The 21,592-nt window shown below is 60.9% G+C and carries 19 protein-coding genes; 12 read left to right on the top strand and 7 right to left on the bottom strand.

The window, feature by feature from the left end; genetic code table 11:
• The first annotated feature begins 10 nt into the window (after positions 1-10).
• Positions 11-1,960: a S8 family serine peptidase gene (locus Q7T64_RS01335; RefSeq protein WP_304789881.1), complete on the top strand. Its 1,950-nt coding sequence runs from the start codon at positions 11-13 to the stop codon at positions 1,958-1,960.
• A gap of 50 nt (positions 1,961-2,010) precedes the next feature.
• Here Q7T64_RS01335 and Q7T64_RS01330 read toward each other — a convergent pair whose 3' ends face one another.
• On the bottom strand, positions 2,011-5,595 hold the full coding sequence (locus Q7T64_RS01330; protein ID WP_304789878.1) for an EAL domain-containing protein: 3,585 nt from the start codon (positions 5,593-5,595) through the stop codon (positions 2,011-2,013).
• 76 nt (positions 5,596-5,671) lie between these two features.
• A complete protein-coding gene (locus Q7T64_RS01325) occupies positions 5,672-6,127 on the bottom strand; it encodes a DUF2721 domain-containing protein (protein WP_304789875.1) in 456 nt (151 codons plus the stop codon).
• Between the two features lie 202 nt (positions 6,128-6,329).
• On the opposite strand from Q7T64_RS01325, the gene Q7T64_RS01320 reads away from it, so the two are divergent.
• Both Q7T64_RS01320 and Q7T64_RS01315 read left to right on the top strand, forming a co-directional pair.
• Entirely contained in the window at positions 6,330-6,977 is a 648-nt protein-coding gene (locus tag Q7T64_RS01320) for a response regulator transcription factor (RefSeq protein ID WP_304789872.1), read from the top strand.
• Between the two features lie 382 nt (positions 6,978-7,359).
• Entirely contained in the window at positions 7,360-8,178 is an 819-nt protein-coding gene (locus Q7T64_RS01315; RefSeq protein WP_304789944.1) for a Crp/Fnr family transcriptional regulator, read from the top strand.
• Positions 8,179-8,348: 170 nt separating this feature from the next.
• Here Q7T64_RS01315 and Q7T64_RS01310 read toward each other — a convergent pair whose 3' ends face one another.
• Positions 8,349-9,290 (bottom strand): CysB family HTH-type transcriptional regulator, encoded by a 942-nt coding sequence (locus Q7T64_RS01310; RefSeq protein ID WP_304789869.1) that lies wholly within the window; start codon positions 9,288-9,290, stop codon positions 8,349-8,351.
• A 304-nt stretch (positions 9,291-9,594) separates the two neighbouring features.
• On the opposite strand from Q7T64_RS01310, the gene Q7T64_RS01305 reads away from it, so the two are divergent.
• The 6 genes from Q7T64_RS01305 to cobA are packed head-to-tail and all read left to right on the top strand — an operon-like array spanning position 9,595 to position 15,543.
• Positions 9,595-11,289 (top strand): nitrite/sulfite reductase, encoded by a 1,695-nt coding sequence (locus Q7T64_RS01305; protein ID WP_304789867.1) that lies wholly within the window; start codon positions 9,595-9,597, stop codon positions 11,287-11,289.
• Positions 11,282-11,809 carry a DUF934 domain-containing protein gene (locus tag Q7T64_RS01300; RefSeq protein WP_304789864.1) on the top strand — a complete coding sequence of 176 codons (528 nt, stop codon included), beginning with the start codon at positions 11,282-11,284 and terminating at the stop codon, positions 11,807-11,809. The genes Q7T64_RS01305 and Q7T64_RS01300 overlap by 8 nt, the downstream gene beginning before the upstream one ends.
• Entirely contained in the window at positions 11,806-12,555 is a 750-nt protein-coding gene (locus tag Q7T64_RS01295) for a phosphoadenylyl-sulfate reductase (protein ID WP_304789860.1), read from the top strand. Before Q7T64_RS01300 ends, Q7T64_RS01295 begins: the two co-directional genes overlap by 4 nt.
• Entirely contained in the window at positions 12,552-13,502 is a 951-nt protein-coding gene (gene cysD, locus Q7T64_RS01290) for a sulfate adenylyltransferase subunit CysD (protein ID WP_370653235.1), read from the top strand. Before Q7T64_RS01295 ends, cysD begins: the two co-directional genes overlap by 4 nt.
• Positions 13,502-14,827: a sulfate adenylyltransferase subunit 1 gene (locus tag Q7T64_RS01285; protein WP_304789854.1), complete on the top strand. Its 1,326-nt coding sequence runs from the start codon at positions 13,502-13,504 to the stop codon at positions 14,825-14,827. Before cysD ends, Q7T64_RS01285 begins: the two co-directional genes overlap by 1 nt.
• A complete protein-coding gene (cobA, locus tag Q7T64_RS01280) occupies positions 14,827-15,543 on the top strand; it encodes a uroporphyrinogen-III C-methyltransferase (RefSeq protein ID WP_304789852.1) in 717 nt (238 codons plus the stop codon). The genes Q7T64_RS01285 and cobA overlap by 1 nt, the downstream gene beginning before the upstream one ends.
• A gap of 24 nt (positions 15,544-15,567) precedes the next feature.
• Here cobA and Q7T64_RS01275 read toward each other — a convergent pair whose 3' ends face one another.
• From Q7T64_RS01275 to lptF, 3 genes are read right to left on the bottom strand one after another with little or no spacing between them, the layout of a single operon-like run.
• A complete protein-coding gene (locus tag Q7T64_RS01275; RefSeq protein ID WP_304789849.1) occupies positions 15,568-15,951 on the bottom strand; it encodes a sirohydrochlorin chelatase in 384 nt (127 codons plus the stop codon).
• Positions 15,948-17,087 carry an LPS export ABC transporter permease LptG gene (gene lptG, locus Q7T64_RS01270; RefSeq protein ID WP_304789845.1) on the bottom strand — a complete coding sequence of 380 codons (1,140 nt, stop codon included), beginning with the start codon at positions 17,085-17,087 and terminating at the stop codon, positions 15,948-15,950. Before lptG ends, Q7T64_RS01275 begins: the two co-directional genes overlap by 4 nt.
• 31 nt (positions 17,088-17,118) lie before the next feature.
• Positions 17,119-18,249: an LPS export ABC transporter permease LptF gene (lptF, locus tag Q7T64_RS01265; protein ID WP_304789842.1), complete on the bottom strand. Its 1,131-nt coding sequence runs from the start codon at positions 18,247-18,249 to the stop codon at positions 17,119-17,121.
• Between the two features lie 43 nt (positions 18,250-18,292).
• Between lptF and Q7T64_RS01260 the strand changes: the two genes are divergently transcribed.
• Positions 18,293-19,795 (top strand): leucyl aminopeptidase, encoded by a 1,503-nt coding sequence (locus tag Q7T64_RS01260; RefSeq protein ID WP_304789838.1) that lies wholly within the window; start codon positions 18,293-18,295, stop codon positions 19,793-19,795.
• 113 nt (positions 19,796-19,908) lie between these two features.
• On the opposite strand, the gene Q7T64_RS01255 is transcribed toward Q7T64_RS01260, so the two are convergent.
• The gene (locus Q7T64_RS01255) at positions 19,909-20,793 is read right to left on the bottom strand and encodes a DMT family transporter (RefSeq protein ID WP_304789835.1); all 885 of its coding nucleotides are present in this window, start codon (positions 20,791-20,793) and stop codon (positions 19,909-19,911) included.
• Positions 20,794-20,913: 120 nt separating this feature from the next.
• Between Q7T64_RS01255 and Q7T64_RS01250 the strand changes: the two genes are divergently transcribed.
• Together Q7T64_RS01250 and Q7T64_RS01245 are read left to right on the top strand one after the other, a co-directional pair.
• A complete protein-coding gene (locus Q7T64_RS01250; RefSeq protein WP_304789832.1) occupies positions 20,914-21,090 on the top strand; it encodes a hypothetical protein in 177 nt (58 codons plus the stop codon).
• Positions 21,091-21,104: 14 nt separating this feature from the next.
• On the top strand, positions 21,105-21,592 hold a 488-nt coding region (locus tag Q7T64_RS01245; RefSeq protein WP_304789942.1), incomplete at its 3' end, for an exodeoxyribonuclease III.

Genomic DNA, 21,592 nt, shown 5'->3' with positions numbered 1-21,592 from the left:
GATCAACAATATGACAAAACGACACACGAGCACCGGCAGCGCTACCCCGGCGTCTTCCGAGGCCGACAAGCAGCCCTCCTCCGACCGCTTGGCCCCCGCCAATGCTGCCGGCCCTGCCCCCGGGCCGCACCGGATCGGCCGGCGCAAGTCACAGTTCCTGGTCGCCAGCCGCCAGCAAGAAGGCCTGATGATGATGGGACTGATGCCACTGCAGTCGAACGTGATCGAACAGGCCTTGCGCAACAGCCCCGACATCGAGATCGTCGACATCATCAAGCCGAAGTCGGCGATCGGTGCACTCGGTGCCGGAATCGGCGACTCCAGCAGCGTGCTGGTGGCGCGCATGGCAGACGACAAGGCGAGCAACCTGAACCAGCAGGGACAAGGGCGGGTGATTGTCGAACCGGACCAGAGCCTGCACCTGCTTGACCCGAGCTTCTCGGCACCGGGCATGGTGGCGGGATTCACGACACAGGGCAGCGTGCCGGTCCAGGTCGGCGTGCTTGTGGTGGGTGCCGACAACGCGCCCGTGGCCGGCGCGGAAGTTTACCTGTTTGGCAGCCTGCTGCCAGCCAATGCCACCACCGATGCGCAGGGCCGGGCGCTGCTGACACTGTTTGGCGAAACACCGGACAGCATCAGCGCGCTCTATGTCAAACCCAGGGCGGATCATTGGAGCTTTTACCAGCGCAACCCGGACATCGATTTCGATGGGCCCAACGTGGTCGGACTGCGCCCGCTTGCCGACTGGCCGTCGCTGTCGCTGTTCCCGCAGCAGCAGGCGCTGGGCTGGGGCCAGAAGGCGATGCGGCTGGACCGGCTGCCGCCACAGTTTCGCGGGCAGGGGATCAGGATTGCGATCATCGATTCCGGCGCCGCCACCAGCCATGATGACCTGAAGGGCGTGCACCTGGGCATCGACATCATCAACAAGCGCACCTCGCCAGGTACCTGGACCGAAGACATGATTGCGCACGGCTCACACTGCGCCGGCGTGATCGCCGGCAGCGATGGCCCGCGCGGCATCCGCGGATTCGCGCCTGACGCCGAGATCCACGTCTGCAAGCTGTTCCCCGGCGGCCAGGTCAGCCAACTGATCGACGCGCTGGAGTACTGCATCGAGCAGCAGGTGGACGTGGTCAACTTGAGCCTGGGCGGCGCCCAGCCGTCCGAAGCGCTGGAGCAGCAATTGTTGCGGGCGCGGCGGCAGGGCATTGCCTGCATTGTCGCGGCCGGCAATTCCGGTAATGAAGTGCAGTATCCGGCGTCCTCGCCGCATGTGCTGGCGGTGGCGGCAATCGGCAAGGTGGGGGAATTCCCGCCTGACAGCTATCACACCGAAACAGTCGGCAGCGCGATCGATGCCGATGGTTACTTCAGTGCGAAGTTTTCCTGCTTCGGACCGCAGATTGCGGTATGTGCGCCCGGTGTGGCGATTACCTCTTCGGTTCCGGACAATAACTTCGCTGTGTGGGACGGTACATCAATGGCAGCGCCGCATGTGACGGGACTGGCCGCACTGGTCCTGGCGCACCACCCGGACTTCCAGCAGCGCTATGCGACCCGCAGCGCGGAGCGGGTCGAGCGCCTGTTCCAGATCATCCGGTTCAGCACCAGGGCGATCAATATCGGCGATCCGAAAAGAACCGGCTTTGGCATGCCCGACGTACTGATCGCATTGGGCCTGCAGCCTCCGGCGCAACAATTCCCGGCAGCCATGCGATCCGGTCCAGGGGTCAGCACACAGATCGGCGGCATGACGCGCTCACCGGCGGCGGGAATCCAAAGCTTTTCCTTGTCGCCATTTTCGACGCTGATGGGTGGCGGTGAAAATTTTTTGCAGCAGGCCTGGGGGCCAATGCAGGCGCAGGGGGGCATGGAGGGCTATGGCGCGGCATTCGGCACGCGAATACCACCGGGATGGATACTTGATCCCAATGTCGGCCGCGCCTTATGGTGATGCGCGTTCGCCAGCAGGCGCCCGGCTGGTAAGCAGGCAGCCAGCAGCAATTACCCGGGGTCGCGGGATGGCAGCAGCGGTGGCGCGGCAGGCATTTTTGTCTGCCCGCCCTGCAGCGCCAGCCGGATGCGGTCGGACGAAACATAACGTCGCATGAAATCCTCCAGCACCGCAGCAGCGACCGGCCGGCTGAAGTAGTAGCCTTGTATTTCGTCACATTTCTGGGCGTGCAGAAAATTGAGTTGCGCCTCGGTTTCGACCCCTTCGGCCACCACACGCAGCTTGAGTGCATGCGCCATCGCCACCACGGCTTCGGTGACTGCCGCATCATTGCTGTCGTGCGGCAGGTCGCGGATGAAGGAACGGTCGATCTTGACGCTGTCGATCGGATAGCGCTTCAGGTTCGCCAGCGACGAGTAGCCGGTTCCGAAATCGTCCATCGACAGGTGCACCCCCATGCCGCGCAGCTCGGCCAGCCGCTTTAGCCCGGCACGGGCGTTGTTCATCAACATGCTTTCGGTAATCTCCAGTTCCAGCATGCCTGGCGGCAGGCCGCTCTCCTCCAGCGCCCCGGCCACATCCGAAATCAGGGTTTCGCTGAGCAACTGGCGCGCCGACAGGTTCACCGCAATCCGGCCGGAAGTCAGGCCCGCCATCTGCCAGGCCCGCATCTGCTCGCAAGCCTTGCGCAGCACCGCGCGCCCGATGGCAACGATGTGGCCGGTTTCTTCTGCCAGTTCAATGAACTTCAGCGGCCAGATCAGGCCCTGCTGCGGATGCTGCCAGCGCAGCAGCGCCTCGATGCCGGTGATCTCGCCAGTGAGCAGATCGAGCTTGGGCTGGAAATGCAGCACCAGTTCGTCATTTTCCACGGCCTGCCGCAAGCCCGACTCCAGCCGTACCCGCTCAAGCGAACTGACACCCATCTGCGCCGAAAAGAAACGGAAACTGTTGCGTCCCTGCTCCTTGGCGCGATACATCGCCAGATCGGCATTGCGCAACAATGATTGCAGGTCCGGACCATCGTCCGGCCAGGTGCATATGCCGATGCTGGCGGTGAGCTGGTACTCGATATCGCCCACGGCGATCGGCACCGAAATCGCATTGATCAGCTTGTCTGCCACCCGGGTCAGGGTGCCAACGTCAACGTACTGCTCGATCACCACGATGAATTCGTCACCGCCCCAGCGCCCAACCTGGTCGCCCTTGCGCACCACATCTTGCAAGCGGCGGGCAACTTCGCGCAATACGATGTCGCCGGCTTCATGGCCTATGGTGTCGTTGATAAGCTTGAAGCGGTCGAGGTCGACGAACAATACACCGACCTGCGCCTCGCCCCGCCGCGCCCGGGCGATCGAACGCTCAAGGGTCTCGATCAGGAAAGTGCGGTTTGCCAGGCCGGTCAATTCGTCGAACTGGGCAAGATGCCGGATCAGCTCTTCCGACTTGCGGCTTTCAATGGCAACGCCAGCAAGGTCGAGCGCGAGCTGGACGACCCGGTTGTGGGCCGGTCCCAGTACGCCGGGCTCGCCCCGCTCTACCACCATGACGCCCAGCAAATGTGACGAGCGCCCGATGATGGGCCAGCAGAAATACCCAAGGATGCCGCGCGACACGATGGCCTGGACTGCTTCCGGCCATGCAGTTTGCACCGACAGGTCCGCCAGGATTACCGGCTCCCTGCGCTGCGCAGTTGCACCAGCCGGCCCGGCCGACTTGGCAATCTCCGTGGCAAGCAGCGCCTTGCCCACCGCAACCGGCAGTGAAGGCGCAACGCAATCAGTGAAGCCCGATGCGCTATCGTCGGCCACCAGGAAGGCGCAGACCGTCTCCTCCATCTCGCCCTCCACCATCCGCGCTATTGCCTCCAGCGTGGGGTCGAGCCCGGCTCCGCCGGCAATGCGGCGCAGGATGCTGTTCTGCTTGCGGTTCAACTGCTCGGCCTGCTTGCGCTGCGTGACGTCGCGGACATAACCGATGAAGCGGCGCGCACCGTCAATGGTGACATCGTTGAAGGTGATCTCGATCAGGATATTGCGACCGTCCTTGTGGCGACCGATGGTGCTTACCGCGCGCCAGCGGCGCCCGGAACGCGGCGCGGACAGGTAGCGCTGCATGGCGCGCTCATGGACCTCGCCCTGCGCCGGCGGATACAGCATGCAAAAGCCGCGGCCGATGATTTCTTCGATGCGGTAACCAAACAGCGTGGTGATGGCGGGGTTGGCATAGTGGACCAGGGATTGCTCGTCCAGGATCACGATGGCGTCGAGTGCGGTTTCCCATAGCGTCCGGAAGCGGGACTCGCTTTCATGCAAGGCGGCGTCGCGCTGCAGGTTTTCCAGGCCAAACGATATCTCTTGCGCCAGTTCGATCAGCAGTTCCAGCAATTGCGGGTCGAAAAAATCAAGCTCGCGCGCATGCAGCACCAACACACCGACTTGCTCGCCGCCCTGTCCCAGCGGAAGCACTGCAACCGAGCGCATGCCATGGCGGCCGGCCAGGACGCGCCAGGGTTCCGCTTCCGGATCGCGCAGGAAGTCATTGGATGTCTGCGCCCGGTTCTCGCGCAATGCCCGGCCAACCGGGCCGCGGCCTTCGTCGACCCGCGCATCGGCGGAAAAATAGGCGGTGTCGAGGAATTCCGATTCGTCGCCGCAACGGGTAACAGGCACCACCGCAAGCGTTGCCGGGTCCACTGTACCAAACCATGCCAGCGCCAGGTGCTGCGACGCCACTGCCACACGGCATACCTCGGCCAGCATGGTGTCCCTGCTCTTGGACAGGATGATGGCCTTGCTGCATTGCTTGCGGGCCTCATACATCCGGGTGACGCGATAAAGCGAGCGCTCGGCGCTGCCATTGTCGGAGGCCGGGTACAGGGTAATGACGTTCTTGCGCAAACCCTGGCTATCGGTAAACAGCACGGAGGTCAGTTCGACTTCGAGCAGGCTGCCATCTTTCTGGATCAGCGACACGCTGGCCCTGCTCTTGCCAAAGTATCGCCGCTGGGTGAGGAATCCCGCCAGGCGGCCATCGCTGGTATCGATCAGGCCGTCGCGCCCCAGGCTGATCAATTCGGTTTCCGTATACCCCGACATGCGGCAGGCCGCCGGATTGGCACGCAAGATGCCACCGTCGGGCGTGCCCAGCAAAATGCCATTGATGCTCTGCTCGAACGACGAGCGGTAAACCTCGTCTTGTACCTCGGTGCCGGCAGATGCCCGATGATGATCGGATACATCGAACATGGCGCCCATGATGCGCTGCGGTGCGCCTAACTCGCTGCGGGCGGCAATCCTGGCCCGCAACATCAGCCGGCGCCATTCGCCGGTGGCCGCGCGCACCCGCAATTCCACATCCCAGTTTTCACTCTCGCCGCGCAAGCATGCGCCGAGTGCTTCCGAAACCGCCGGAAAATCGTCCGGATGCACCAGGGTGCTGAACTCGTGGACACTCAGATAAACAGGATTGGCGTTGGCGCGGGTCAGCAGCGACCACTGATCGCTGAGGTAGATCAGGTCATCTTCAATTTCATAGATGGCCACGATGAAACCCACTGACTGCGCTACCAGGGCGAGCATCGACGCATCGAAGTCGCGATCCAGATCGCCATCCTGAGAATCGCTAGGGATCATGATGCCTTGAGTCAACAAGTTGTTTGGCGAACAATGCGCCAAGGCAGATAATTCGTCAACCGAACAAATGGCCTTTTTAACTCCTTGTATGGCGGTGCGCAAGCCGCCCCATCCAAAGCGAATTGGTCGCCACAAAGATTTCACGCAGCAGGAAGACGAAACTGCCGATCAGGCAAAACATCGCCAGCACGAATAGCCCGGCAATCAGCGTGGCCAGGCCCAGCCCAAGGGCATCGCCGAGGAACAGGGCGGCAACCACCAGGCAGATCAACAAGCCGCAGGTGGTGGAAAGGGTAATCGCGCTATTGATCAGCTTGGCGCGACGGTACAGGATGGCGATTTCCGCCAGGGAGGCATCCATCACCGCCTCGCCCCGCGCCTCCATCCGATCTTCCAGCACACGGGAACGATCGATCACCCGGGCCAGGCGATTAGTGAGCACCAGCAAGTTGGTACCGACACCCGTGAGCAGGAACACAGGTGCAATTGCCAGCTGGATGATGTGCCCGATGTCACCGATCTGTATTTGCATGGCGGGTCGATAAATAGCTGAGGTTGCCAGTGTATCAGTTGACGGATGCGTGAACGGACTGCACTTTTGGCAAACCTGTTTGACATCCATCAACAGCTTGTGCTCGCGCAATCCCTGTTACCTGCAATAGAATGACCTCGCTTGCGAACAAGCATCAGTCCTCAATTCCCGCGTTCACGCTTCCTTCGATCAGGCACCCTCCATGATTCGCATTGTTATTGCAGACGACCACACCATCATGCGCGAAGGCTTGAAGCGCATACTGGAAGGCGCAGAAGACATCCAGGTCGTGGGCGAGGCAACCGATGGCTTTGAAGCCCTGGCGCAAGTGCGCAAGGGCGGGTTCGACCTGCTGATGCTGGATCTCTCGATGCCGGGCCGCAACGGGGTCGAGCTGATCCGCCAGATCAAGGACGAGATGCCCAAGCTGCCGATCCTGATCCTCACCATGCACGACGAGGAGCAGTATGCCGTGCGCGCCATCCGTGCCGGCGCACGCGGCTACCTGACCAAGGAAAGCGCGGGCACGCAGCTGGTCAGCGCAATCCGGCGGGTTGCCTCGGGCCGGCCTTACATCAGCCTGGAAGTCGCCGAACAGCTCGCCATGGACGCCATGCCGTCGGTCATGGAAGACCTGCCCCACAAGCAATTGTCGGATCGCGAGTTTGAAGTATTCAGCATGCTCGTCAGCGGCAAGTCCATCACTGAAATCGCCGAGTCACTCCACTTGTCGGTCAAGACCGTCAGCACCCACAAGACCCGCATACTGCACAAGATGGGCGTGCCCTCGCTGGCCGACCTGGTTCAGTACGCGGTCGTGCACGGGCTGCTCAATCCGCTGAAAATGTAGCTCCCCGATCGCCGGCAGCAATTCCCCGCCGCCACGCGGCGCATCGCACCTGCCCGGCGCCCGCGTCATCCCCAATCCTGCGCCATTAGGAATTATCCTAAATTTCAATATTGGCTCCTACAGCCCGAATCAGCGACTGCTGATAGTGTTTCCCACGGTCGATTGGGATACTAAGCACGTGCCCGCGATTTGTGACACGCAGCAATAGCATCGGCCTCCACTCGTGGCTTGGGCCGTTTTTCTCGAAGGCATTGCAAGTCACATCGGCGAGCGCTGGTGCGGTAACAGGACCGCGCTGGCAGCCGGTCAACCAATACGATAAACAGGAGATTCAATGCTAACCACTCAGACGCCCGACATCAGGCCCGATTTCCCTGCGTCCATGCTTCACGTCCAGGACGCAGGATGGCAACGACAAGGGAAGCTTTGGTCCAACTTGAAAGAACTCTGCGACCTTCTTCGGTTGCCGACGGCGGCGTCCTCACTTGACGATGAAGAATCCCTGTTCCAGCATGTGCAGTTCAAGACTGGCCAGCGGATACATACCATCGGACAGGCTTTCGACACACTCTATATTGTTCACTCCGGCTTCCTCAAGACAGTCGCCATCGATGAGTTCGGCAACGAACAGGTACTCAGCTTTCCCATGAAAGGCGATTTGTTCGGTGTGGACGGCATACACAGTCGGCGTTATTCGTCAGAAGCCGTGGCCTTGTCGAGTTGCGACCTGGTGCTGTTGCCCTTCAAGAAATTTACCGCCATCGGCCGTACCCACGCCGAACTTGAGCATGCCATGTACAGCGTGATGAGCCGTGAATTGGTGCGGGAACAGGCGATGGTCAGCATGCTGGGCGGACTGTCGGCAGAAGCGCGGGTGGCTCGCTTCCTGGTGTCGCTGTCGGATCGCTTTGCGGACATGGGATATTCCAGCAAGGTATTCAACCTGCGCATGACGCGCCATGAAATCGGCAGTTACCTTGGGCTGACGCTGGAGACCGTCAGCCGTACGCTGTCTGCGTTCAACGAGATCGGCTTGATCATCGTTGACCAGCGTTCGATCACAATCAGGGACCTGGACGCACTCAAAACGCTGCGGCGCTTGCCACCGTCTACCTTGCGTGCGAAGCAGGCGCGCAAGGCACGCGCTGTCGCATTGGCGGCGACAACGCCATCAGGATCAGCGCAAACCGTGGGTTCCTGATTTTCATTTCTTGATTTCTGTTTCTTTCAGACGCGGCACACGTGAGCGGGAGCATTGCCCTTCCTCATGGGTGTCGCCCTATCGCTACGGCGAGTACGCCGGCTGGCGCGCTGCGCCCGAACTGAACCGCTCATCTGTTCGCGCCCATTTCCACGCGCAAGCTTTCACGGTCAAAGTTCGTACATTTCATTCGTGCCGCTCATTACCTGGTCGATCAGCTTGCGATTGACCGTCGGCGTCATCAGCTCAATGAAGGTATAGACATAACCCCGCATGTAGGCTCCCTGCTTGAGCGCCACCCGCGAAACATTGGTGCCAAACAAATGACCGGCCGGAATTGCCCGCAGATTGACATCGCGCTCGGCGTCATAGGCCATGCCGGCAATGATGCCCACGCCCATGCCCAGTTCGACATAGGTCTTGATGACATCGGCATCGATCGCTTCGAGCAGTACATCGGGCTTCAGGCCGCGCATTGAAAACGCCTTGTCGATCTTGTTGCGGCCGGCGAATGCGGCGTCGTACGTGATCAGGGGCCAGGCGGCTATCTCCTCCAGCGTCAGCGAGCGCGACTTCAGCAACGCGTGATCAGGTGGCACGACGACCATATGCTCCCATTGATAGCAAGGTAGCGATACCAGTCCGGCCACCTCGGCGATGGACTCGGTTGCAATCGCAATATCGGCCTGGTCGCGCAACACCATGTCCGCCACTTGCCTGGGATTTCCCTGCAGCAATGACAATCTTACCTTTGGATATCGCTGGGCAAACGCCTGCACCACCTTGGGCAAGGCATAGCGCGCTTGCGTATGGGTGGTGGCAATGGTGAAACTGCCGGTATCCTGCGCGGCAAATTCATTGCCGATCCGCTTCAAGCTATCGATCTCCTTCAGGATCAGCTCGGCCGACTGCAAGACCGCACGGCCAGGCTCGGTCAGGCCGCGTATGCGCTTGCCGTGCCGGGCAAAGATGTCCACACCCAACTCTTCCTCAAGCTCGATGATGGCCTTGGAGACACCGGGTTGCGATGTGAACAATGCCTTTGCCGCCTCGGTCAGGTTGAAGCCCTGCCTGACGGCCTCGCGGACAAAGCGAAGTTGATGAAGGTTCATGCCTTGACTCCCGATGTGGCCTGCTGCGTTCCGTGACAATCCTTCATATCAACTGCGCATATAAGTAAATAGATTGTCTGTCGTTTGGAATAAGCCACCAGTTTATTACCATTCCTGCTTCTTTGCGACGGGCGATATGACTATTGCGTATATAGCGTCCTTACCCGGCATCGACATCGGTGCACCCATCGCACTTGCTCTATCCAAAGCATTAAGCCGCCTGGTACGAGCAACGACGCTGGCAGGCCGCGCCGCCAGGCTGGCCTTCTAGCCAGCTGCAGCAATCAAATTCGCAAGGAGCATCATGTACCGCTACGACCAATATGATCATCAAATCGTCAAGGAACGCATCGCCCAGTACCGCGACCAGGTACGGCGCCGGCTGGCTGACCAACTGACCGAGGAAGAATTTCGTCCACTGCGGCTGCAAAATGGCCTGTACTTCCAGCGCCACGCCTACATGCTGCGCGTGGCCATACCCTACGGCCTGCTTTCGTCCGTGCAAATGCGCATGCTGGGCCGCATCGCGCGTGAGCATGATCGTGGCTATGGTCACTTCACGACCCGCCAGAACATCCAGTTCAATTGGGTCGAACTGGAAGAAACGCCGCTGATCCTGGAAAAACTGGCATCAGTGGAGTTGCATGCGATCCAGACTTCCGGCAACTGCATTCGCAATATCACCTCCGATCAATTCTGCGGCGTGGCCGCCGATGAGCTGGCCGATGTGCGCCCCTTCGCGGAAATCCTGCGGCAGTGGAGCACCTTCCATCCCGAGTTTGCCTACTTGCCGCGCAAGTTCAAGTTTGCATTCAACGGCGCCAGCGAAGATCGGGCCGCAACACTGGTGCATGACGTCGCCTTCAATGCAGTGCATGACGAGAACGGTGAACTTGGCTTCCAGGTCCTGGCCGGCGGCGGCATGGGCCGCACGCCGATATTGGGCAGCATCATCCGCCAATTCCTTCCGTGGCAGCACTTGCTGACCTATACCGAAGCGATCATGCGCGTCTACAACGAATACGGCCGGCGCGACAACATCTACAAGGCCAGGATCAAGATCCTGGTGAAGTCACTCGGTGTAGAAGAGTTTGCGCGCCAGGTCCAAGCGCAATGGAACGACATCAAGGATGGGCCCGGCACGCTGACTGCGGCTGAACTCAAACGCGTCAGCACTTTTTTTGCGGCCCCCGCCTATCAGACGCTGCCGGACGCGGATGCGCTGCTGACGCAGCAAAAAGCGCAATCCAAGGCATTCGGCAGCTGGATGAAACGCAATGTGCGCGCGCATTGCATGCCCGGTTACGCGATTGTCAGCGTTTCACTGAAGAAGACGGGCGTGCCGCCTGGCGACGCCACTGCCCGACAGATCGACTTCGTCGCCGACCTGGCCGAGCGCTACAGCTTTGGCGAACTGCGCGTCACGCATGAACAGAACCTGGTGCTGGGCGATGTCCGCCAGGCAGCCTTGTTCGAATTGTGGCAGGAGCTCAAGTCAGAGGGACTGGCCACGCCCAATATCGGACTGCTGACCGACATCATTTGCTGCCCTGGCGGCGATTTCTGCGCGCTGGCGAATGCGAAATCGATTCCGATTGCCGCTGCAATCGCACAGCGCTTCGACGACCTCGATTTCCAGCACGACATCGGCGAGATCGACCTGAATATCTCCGGCTGTATCAATGCTTGCGGCCACCACCATGTCGGCAACATCGGCATCCTCGGCGTCGACAAGGATGGCGCCGAGTGGTACCAGGTATCGATCGGCGGCGCACAAGGAAACGACAGTGCGATCGGCAAGATAATCGGGCCGTCGTTTTCAGCCAGCCAGATGCCGGCCGTGATCGAACGCATCCTCGACGTGTATGTGACGCTTCGCGTCGAGGATGAACGGTTCATCGATACCGTGCGCCGCATCGGCGTGACGCCATTCAAGGACAAGGTCTATGGTGCGCCGATTGCACTGCAAGGCAGCAGCGAGGAGAACAGCTATGCGTAAGATCATCAAGGATCGACAGATCGTCGACGACAACTGGACACTGTTGAAGCTTGGCGAAGGTGAATCGAGCGCCATGGTCGCGATTCCGGGCGGCCCGGTATTGGTGCCGCTTGCGGTATGGCTTGCGCAGCGCACCGCGCTGGCATTGCGCACCGATGTCGGCGTGTGGCTTGCCAGCGATGAACGATCAGAGTCCCTGAAAGACGACGTGTCGCGCCTGCCGGTGATTGCGGTGGAATTCCCCAAGTTCACCGATGGCCGCGGCTATTCGATTGCCTGGAACCTGCGCACCCGGCTGGGCTTCGAAGGCGAGTTGCGCGCCATTGGCGATGTGCTGCGAGATCAGCTGTTCTACATGCAGCGGGTCGGCTTCGATGCATTCGCGACCCGCCCGGACCGCAGTATCGATGATGCGCTCAAGGGCCTGACCGATTTTTCCGTGACTTACCAGGCGTCGTGGGATCAAAAAACGCCACTTTTCCGGCGCGTCGACCGCAGCGCGGGAGCAGTCCAGTCATGAGCACCATATCTCCTCAGTACAATGAACTGGTGGCCGCCACGAAGCGGACGCTGGCGCGTATTGCGGGAGACTTTTCACCCGCCGTATTCGCGTCCAGCCTGGCTGCCGAGGACATGGTGCTCACCGACCTGATCCTGCGCACCGGATTACCGATCACGATTTTCACCCTCGACACCGGCCGTCTGCATGACGAGACACTCGCCATGCTTCAGCGCATTCACGACACCTATGCTTACCGGCTTGCGGTGTACCGCCCCCAGCCAGCCGCTGTCGATGCGTATGTCGTCCGATTCGGCCACGATGCCTTTTACGACAGCGTCGAATTGCGCAAGCAATGCTGCCACATCCGCAATGTCGAGCCGCTGCAGCGCGCGCTGGCTGGCAAACAAGCCTGGATCACCGGCCAGCGGCGCACGCAATCGGCCACCCGCGCGGCGCTTGCGGTACAAGAGCATGACGCCGCCCACCAGATGGAAAAATTCAATCCGCTCGCCGACTGGTCGGAAGCAGACATCTGGCACTACCTGCGCAGCAATGCCGTCCCTGTCAATGCCTTGCATGAAAAGGGCTATCCGTCGATCGGCTGCGAACCCTGCACCCGTGCGATCAAGCCAGGCGAAGACGTCCGTGCCGGCCGCTGGTGGTGGGAAGACCCACAGTCAAAAGAGTGTGGCCTGCATCAGGTGAACGGCAAGCTGGTACGGATCAGGAGCGAGCAAACATCCATCGAGGGTTCAGGACCATGAATACAGTAGCAGACCGGGGCATCCGGAATATCGGCAAGCAGGCGACCAGCAGCCGCGCGCACCTTGACTGGCTGGAATCCGAAGCGATCCACATCATGCGCGAAGTCGCCGCAGAGTGCACCAATCCGGCACTGCTGTTTTCCGGCGGCAAGGATTCGGTAGTGATGCTGCGCATCGCCGAGAAGGCCTTCCGCCCTGGCAAATTTCCTTTCCCGCTGGTGCATGTCGACACTGGCCACAATTTCGCCGAAGTCATTGAATTTCGGGACCGCAGGGTCGCTGAACTGGGGGAGCGCCTGATCATCGGCTCGGTAGAAGAATCAATCCGCCGCGGCACGGTGCGCCTGCGCAACCCGCAGACCGATTCGCGCAATGCCGCGCAGGCAGTGACCTTGCTGGAAACCATCAGCCAGCACAAGTTCGACGCCTGCATCGGCGGCGCACGCCGCGATGAAGAAAAAGCGCGGGCCAAGGAGCGCATTTTCTCGTTCCGCGACGAATTCGGCCAGTGGGACCCGAAGGCCCAGCGTCCCGAGCTTTGGGACCTGTACAACACGCGCGTCCATCCAGGGCAGAACATGCGCGTGTTTCCGATATCGAACTGGACCGAACTCGATGTCTGGCAATACATCGGGCGCGAGCAGCTCGAATTGCCGGACATTTATTTTTCCCACCAGCGCCAGGTGATTGCGCGCAACGGCCTGCTGGTGCCGGTGACCCCGCTGACACCGCCGCGCCCGGGAGAATTGATCGAGACCCGCAGCGTGCGCTTTCGCACGGTCGGCGACATTTCCTGCACCTGCCCGGTGGCCTCCGACGCGACCTCGGTCGATGCGATCATCGCCGAGACGGCGATCACGCAGATTACGGAGCGGGGCGCAACGCGGATGGATGACCAGACCTCGGAAGCATCGATGGAACGACGCAAGAAGGAAGGATATTTCTGATGAACGCCGTACTGGAAAAGAACGTCGCCCCTGACGGTCAACACGCTGAGCGCGGCTTGCTGCGCTTCATTACCGCAGGCTCCGTGGACGACGGCAAGAGCACGCTCATCGGCCGGCTTCTGTTTGACAGCAAGGGCATCTTCGCCGACCAACTGGATGCCATTTCGCGGGCCCGCCACAAGCGCACCGTCGGTGACACGATCGACTTGTCACTACTCACCGACGGACTCGAGGCAGAACGCGAGCAAGGCATCACCATCGATGTCGCCTACCGCTACTTCGCCACACCCAAGCGCAAGTTCATCATTGCCGATACACCGGGACATGAGCAGTACACCCGCAACATGGTGACCGGCGCATCGACGGCTGATGCCGTCGTCATCCTGATCGATGTGTCGAAGGTGAAGCTGGGCGACGACGGCAGCGTGGAATTGCTGGTCCAGACCAAGCGTCACTCGACCATTGCGCACTTGCTGCGGATCGGGCATGTGATCGTTGCGGTCAACAAGATGGACCTGATCGGCTATGACCAGGCTATCTACAACCGGATTGTCGAGGCTTACCGCGTGTTTGCAAGCCAGCTGGGACTGGAAAACATCCGCCCGATCCCGATGTCGGCACTGGTGGGCGACAACGTCGTCACCCCGGGCGACAACATGCCGTGGTACCAGGGTCCTACCCTGATCGAGCTGCTTGAATCGCTACCGGTCCACGACCAGGCGCACCATGCCGCATTCCGCTTTCCGGTCCAGCTCGTTGCCCGCCATAATGGGCACGAGGCCCGCGACTTCCGCGGCTACATGGGCCGGATCGAAGCCGGCAGTGTCAGCCGGGGCGACAAGCTCGTCGTGCAGCCCGGCGGACAGTCGGCAACCGTCAAGGAAATCCTGACATTCGACGGGCCGCTGGAGAGCGCCAGCGCCGGCCAGTCGATCACCTTGCTGGTCGACGAGTATCTCGACATTTCGCGCGGGGATACAATGGCGGCAGCGGACGCTCCCGCCACCGTCACGAAAAGCCTGCTGGCCGATATTTGCTGGCTATCTGAAGAGCCGCTGGACCTGCAGCGCAAGTACTGGCTTAAACACACTACACGGCAAGTCATGGCCCGCATCAGCGACATTGAATCGGTACTCGATATCAACACCCAGCAGCGCCATCCGGCCAAGAGCCTGGCGCTCAATGGCATCGCGCGGGTAAGCGTGAACGTGCAACAGGCGCTGGCGGTGGATTCCTACGACGTCGCGCGTGCCAGCGGATCGTTCATCCTGATCGACGAAGTGACGCACCAGACCGTGGCCGCCGGCATGGTGCGGCTGGACTGATGGCTGCGGGCGCATACGGCAAGGTGTTCCTGGTCGGCGCCGGCCCCGGCGCGGCTGACCTTATCACGGTCCGCGGCGCCCGCATGCTGGCCCTGGCCGATGTCGTGCTGTACGACGCGCTGGTGACTGACGAAATGCTGGCCCTTTGTCCGCAGGCGATCAAGATATCGGTCGGAAAGCGCTCTGGCCAGCGTTCCACCGCTCAGCTGGAAATCAATGAACGACTGGTGGCTTGTGCGCGCGACTACAAGCTGGTGGTGCGACTCAAGGGCGGCGACCCGATGATATTCGGCCGCGCCGACGAAGAATTGCGGGCGCTGGAGGCGCATGGCATTGAAGTCGAAATCGTCCCCGGCATTACCGCCGCGCTGGCTGCGGCCGCCGCCGCAAAACAACCGTTGACCATGCGCGGCATTGCCCGCAGCGTGGCGTTTTTCACCTCCGCCACCGCGCCCGGCCAGCCGGATGACACCATCCTGCCGGCCTGCGACACTATCGTGCAATACATGGGCGGGCGGGAAGCGATGACGACGGCGGAGCGCCTGCTGGCGCTGGGGCGTTCACCAGAGACGCCGGTGGTGATTGTCGAGAATTGCAGTTTGCCGGGACAGCGCGTGGCGTACCTGACGCTGGGCGGCCTGCGGCAGGGAATCGAGGCTTGCACCGGCCCCGTACTGGTCATGATCGGTAACGCACTGGGTCCGCGTCAAGCCTGACTTCGGGCTCCTGGCTCCCGCTGCTCAGGCCGACAGGGTCGCCACGCAATAACGAGCCATTGCCTCCTGCACCGATTCGTCTTCGCCCACTGCTTGTGCAACATCGAGCTGCAATTCCGGATAGGCGCGCCGCAAGTCATCGAGCAGCAGCGGCAAATCGCGCAGTACATGCCCCCCCTGACCGAGAAAGACCGGCACCACGCTGATTTTTTCACAGCCCTGCCCGACGAGTTGCGGCACGCAATCGGGAAGCCGCGGTGACATCAGCTCCAGGAACGCCAGCGCAACGATAATATCCGGTCGTTGCGCCTGCACCCGCTCGGCCAGCTTGCGAAACGGCTCGGCCCAGCGCGGATCGCGTGCGCCGTGGGCAAACAGGATTAAGGCTTGCTTTGCTTGATTGCTCATCTTCTCTCCACCCAGGCCAGGGACCCGATTGCCACCAGCAAGAACAACAGGCTCGGCAGTACCGCCGTCGCCAGCGGCGGCCAGGTATTGAGCAAGCCGATATGTCCGAACAGGCTGTTGACGAGCTGGAACGACACCCCCAGCATGATACCGGCGAAAATTTTCAGGCTGACGCCACCGGCACGCACTTGCATGTAGGCGAACGGCAGCGCCAGCGCCATCATGACGAATACGGCGAACGGGTAGGTCAGTTTTTTCCAGTACGCGATCTCGTAGCGTTCGGTGCGCTGCTGGTTGTCGGCGAGATGGCGAGTGTAGGCCGCCAGGTCATAGGCAGACATGCGGTCCGGATCGGCAAACAGCACAGCCAGAATATCGGGCGTGACTTCAGAAACCAGCGTGCTGGTATTGAACTTCTGCGTCTTCACCGCAGCCAGTTCATCCATTGTCAGCGACGCACCGGATACCGGAAACATGGTCTGCGCGACTTCGGCCAGGTTCCAGGTGTTGGCGCCGGCATATTGCGCGCGGGCCGCAGTGACGGCACGCGTCATGCGGAAGTCGCGGTCGAACTCATAAATGGTCAAGTCGAGCAATTCGCCATCGAATCGTACCTCGCGCACATTCAGGAAGCGCGAGCCCATTACACGTCCGCTAATGCCGTTCTCGCGCACCACATCCTTGGCCCACAGTCCGGATCGGAACTGCTTGGACAATGCCGTGCCGCGCAATTCCAGCTTCAGCCGCTCCGCCATGTCGCTGGCCCTGGGCGAGATGACCTCTCCAAACAGGAATGTCAGCCCGGTAAAAAAGACCGCAACCAGCGCCAGCATCCGACCGGCCTGCACAGTCGAAAGGCCCGACACGCGCATGATGGTGAACTCCGAGCGTGCGGCCATCTGAGACAGCACATAAATCGTCCCGATCAGGGCGGCAATCGGCATCAATTCGTAGACATAGCCCGGCATGCCCAGCACCACGTAGGCAAAGGCGTGCTGCAGCTTGTATCCGCCCCGGCCGACCGATTGCAGCTCGTTCATCAGGTCGAAGAAGGCGAACAGGGACAAGAAGGCGACCAGCACGAAAATCACCGAGCGGATGATTTCGCGTGCGAGATAACGCTGCAGGACTTTCATTCCAGGTCCCGGGCGTTTGGATTGCGGCGCATCAGGAAGCCGCCTTTGAAGCAGAGATGGCGTGCTTGAAGCGCCCCCAAAGCACCAGCGGATGCTTCGGGCTGTTGACGTTGATACGCCAGATGAACAGCAACAGTACCAGCAGTGCGGCAACCAGGTGGACCGGCCACACGGCGTCGGCCAGTGACATGCGCTTTTGCACTACTGCAGCCTGGAAGATGCTGGTCATGTTGCTGTACAGGATAAACAGGAACAATGCCACCAGCAGGTTGCCTGAGCGGCCGCCGCGCGGATTGATGAAACCCAGCGGCACGGCCAGCAACATCAACAGCAGGCACATCAGCGGCAAGGCGATGCGCCATAACAGCTCGCCCAGGTTGAACGCAGTGGGTTCGGCGATCAGCTGCTGCGTCGACAATGCCCGCGCCGCCCGATCCCCTGCGGCGGAGCTCGATTGCTGCGACACCAACACACCGTAGCGCTCGAACTGCATCAACTGGAAATCAGGCTGGCTGGGGCTGCCGTCATAGCGGCGGCCATTTTGCAGGATCAGGAATTTATCGCCGCGCCGGTCGAACTCGATGCGGCCTTCGCGGGCGGCGACCACACTGGTCTTGCCGTCACGCACGGTGTTGACGAATACGTTGCGCACGCGGCTGGCGTCACTGGCGATGCCTTCGACGAAAAAGATGCGGTCGGCCGATGCCGACTCCTGGAACTTGCCGGGCGAAACGCGTGAAAGGTCTTCACGCTTCTCAAAGCGCTCGCGGAATTCGGCGCTTTGCTGGTTGGCCCAGGGCGTCACAAAAAAACTGAGTACCGCAGTCAGGATCACGACCGGCATGCCAAAACCCAGCACCGGCCGGATCCAGCGTGAAAGGCTCAATCCGGAAGCGAACCACACCACCATTTCCGAATCCTGGTAACTGCGGGTGACGACCAGCAGCACCGATATGAATCCGGTGAGGATCAGCAGGACAGGAAGGTAATTCAATGCCGAGAAACCGATCAGGGCGACCACGTCCTGCGACCCGACCTGGCCGCCTGCGGCCTGGCCCAGGATCCGGATCAGCATGACCGTAATGGTGATGGTGAACAGGGTAGTGAAAACTGCGCCGGCGTTACTGATCAACTCACGTCGAAGGGCGCGCTGAAAAATCATGTTGGATAGGCTCTATAATTGCAGGATTCTCGAGGGAGCGTTCATGGACTTTAGCATAAAAACATTTGATGGAAAAAACGCCATCGCTCAGTTCAAGAGCGGCTGCATCGCAGTGGGTATCTTTGAGGACGGCAAGCTCTCGGAACCCGCTGCCGCGCTGGACACGGCGCGGGTCATCAGCAATGCCGTCAAGTCGGGCGACATCAGCGGCAAGGCCGGGACCACCCTGCTGTTGCGGCAGACAGGCGCCGCCGCGCAGCGGATCCTGCTGGTCGGGCTGGGCCGCCAGGGCGCACTGGCCAGCAAGGATTTCAGTAGCGCAGCGCAAGCCATCGCGCGTGCATTCTCCACACTGGGCGCCAGCGACGCGCTGATTGCGCTCCCGCTGGATGCGATCAAGGATAGGGATGCAGCATGGTGCCTGCGCAGCCTGGTGGGCGCCCTGCGCGACAATATCTATCGATTCGACCAGCTCAAGAGCCGCAAGGAATCCGCCACCAGCGGCGTGCGCAAGGTCGCTTTCGCCGTACCGACGGCCATGGCAAGCGCTGCCAGGACGACCATCACCCAGGCCGCGGCGATTGCCGACGGCATGGACCTGACCAAAACCCTCGGCAACTTGCCGGCCAACATATGCACGCCGACCTACCTGGCGACCACCGCGCGCAAGCTCGGCGATGAATTCGCGATGGCAGTGGAAGTGCTGGACCGCAAGCAGATCCAGGCCTTGAAGATGGCCAGTTTCCTCTCGGTTACAAACGGCACGGTAGAGCCGCCCAAGTTCATCGTTATCCGTCACATGGGCGGCAAGGCCAAGGATGCGCCGGTGGTGCTGGTCGGCAAAGGCATCACTTTCGACACCGGCGGCATTTCCCTTAAACCCGGCGCCGGCATGGACGAAATGAAATACGACATGTGTGGCGCAGCCTCGGTGCTGGGCACCATGCGCGCAGTCGGCCGCATGAAGCTCAAGCTCAACGTGATCGCCGTGATCCCGAGCTGCGAGAACATGCCCTCAGGAACCGCCACCCGTCCGGGCGACATCGTGACGTCGATGTCGGGACAAACCATCGAAATCCTGAACACGGATGCCGAAGGCCGGCTGATCCTGTGCGATGCGCTGACCTATGTCGAGCGGTTCAAGCCTGCGGCCGTGGTCGATGTCGCCACGCTGACCGGCGCCTGTATCACCGCGCTTGGCCATCACAACTCAGGCCTGTTCACCCGCCATGACGCCGATCATGATGCGTTAGCCGATGAACTGCTTGTCGCTGGCCGTGCGACCGGCGACACGGCATGGCGCATGCCGATCGAAGACAGCTACCAGGAGCAACTGAAGTCGAACTTCGCCGACATGGCGAATATCGGCGGACCGCCTGCCGGCAGCATTACCGCAGCATGCTTTCTTGAGCGTTACACCCGCAAATACACGTGGGCGCACCTGGATATCGCGGGCACCGCATGGAAGAGCGGCGCGGCAAAAGGCGCGACCGGGCGGCCGGTGCCCTTGCTGACAACCTTCCTGATCAACCGCGCAGCGAAATAAGGCTTCGAAGCAGGGGAAGAATCTGCGGGAAGGTGTAATCGCAGGACAAAGAGGGGAAGCAGCGAGATAGAGCGCCACTTCCCCTCTTTTTTGCTCATGGGTTCATGAGCCTGTCACTTCTTGCTGCGGGACGGCCATGCGGTGATGATGACGCCCAGGGCGATCACGCAAATGGCGACAGCCCCGCTGCTCGATGGGACTTCTCCGATCAACGGAATAGCCAGCAGCGCAGTCGTCAGCGGCACGAAGGCGATGATCGCTGCTGCTGCACGCGGACCGATCAGGGTAATTGCGCGGTTGAACGAGATGATCGCGACCACACTCATCAGCAAGCCCTGGTAGACGGCCTGGAACACCAACTCCTGAGTCGACGCCAGGTGCAGGCGCGACAGGCCGAACATGAAGTAAGGCGGCAGGAACATCACCGCGGACCAGAAGCACATCAGCGTCGCCCCTTCCAGCGGCGTCATGTCACTGCGGCGAAAGCGGATCGTATAAATCGCCCACAGCACTGAAGCGAGCGCCAGCGGCGCAAGATCGGCCGGGTTCGAGCTGACGTTGGCTACCGGATCGTTCAACATCAGGATTGCGAGGCCGGCGGCAATGGCGGCGTAGCCGGCCCACTTCGTGGGCCCAAGCTTTTCGCGCAATACGATCCAGCCGATCAGCCCTGCAAAAACCGGCATCAGCGTCGGCGTCACGGCAGACGACTCGGCTGCCGTCGTCATTTGTAGCCCGAGCGTCAATAGCAGGACGAACGGCGCGCCCCATAGAACGGCAAAAATAAAGCCTTCGCCGGCACGTGCCATCAGCCGTCGTCGCTTGATGATCAGCACCGGCAGCAACAGCACGGCGCCCACGCCGAAACGCAAGGCGATCACGTCCCAGAAACGCAAATCATGGGTCACCGAAAACCGGGTAGCGACAAACCAGAACGAAAAGATCATCACCGATACCATCGACCAGGCCACCCCGCGCAGCAGGATCGGCAATTTCAACGCAGGTATAGGGGACTGGCTTGCTTGATGTTGGGCTTCGGGCATGGAAAAGTCCAAATTCCTGGATTATTCGGATGAAGGATTTGCCATCGCTTCATGCCGGAGGATAGCGCAGGCTGCATGCGCCAGTCAGTTTTTCAATGGACGCGGGACTTTCCGCGAAGCTTGAAATACAATCCGCTGGTGAAATTTCGCCTGCAAAAAGCTGCAGAAAGCGAGCAAGCGCGGCAAACCGCAGCACATGACCTGGCGCACCAGAATGGTCGTCAGCAGCACCCCAGCAAGTCAAGCATCTAAAGAAGACCATGACCATGCGCATCGCCACCTGGAATGTCAACTCGCTGAAAGTTCGCCTGCCGCAGGTATTGCGCTGGCTGGAAGAATCGCCGGTCGACGTCCTGTGCCTGCAGGAGACCAAGCTGACCGACGACAAATTCCCGGTCGCGGAAATCGAGGCCGCCGGTTACCAGATTGCCTACGCGGGCCAAAAGACTTACAACGGCGTGGCGATCCTGTCACGCCGCCCGCTGGAGAATGTCACGGTCAACAACCCGCTGTTCCCGGACGAACAAAAGCGCATCATCGCGGCAACGGTGGATGGCGTGCGGATCATCTGCGCGTACGTACCCAATGGGCAGACGGTCGGCTCCGACAAATATGAATACAAGCTACGCTGGCTGCATGCGCTGCATGAATGGCTGGTTGCGGAACTGCGCGACACCGATCAACTGGCGCTATTGGGCGACTACAATATCGCGCCCGAAGATCGCGATGTGCACGATCCGGCCGCATGGGCCGG

Source organism: Lacisediminimonas sp. (assembly GCF_030645335.1).
In the GTDB taxonomy this organism is placed as follows: Bacteria; Pseudomonadota; Gammaproteobacteria; order Burkholderiales; family Burkholderiaceae_D; genus Lacisediminimonas.
Note: the sequence above shows the minus strand (reverse complement) of the source record. Positions and strands in the feature narration are given on the sequence as shown.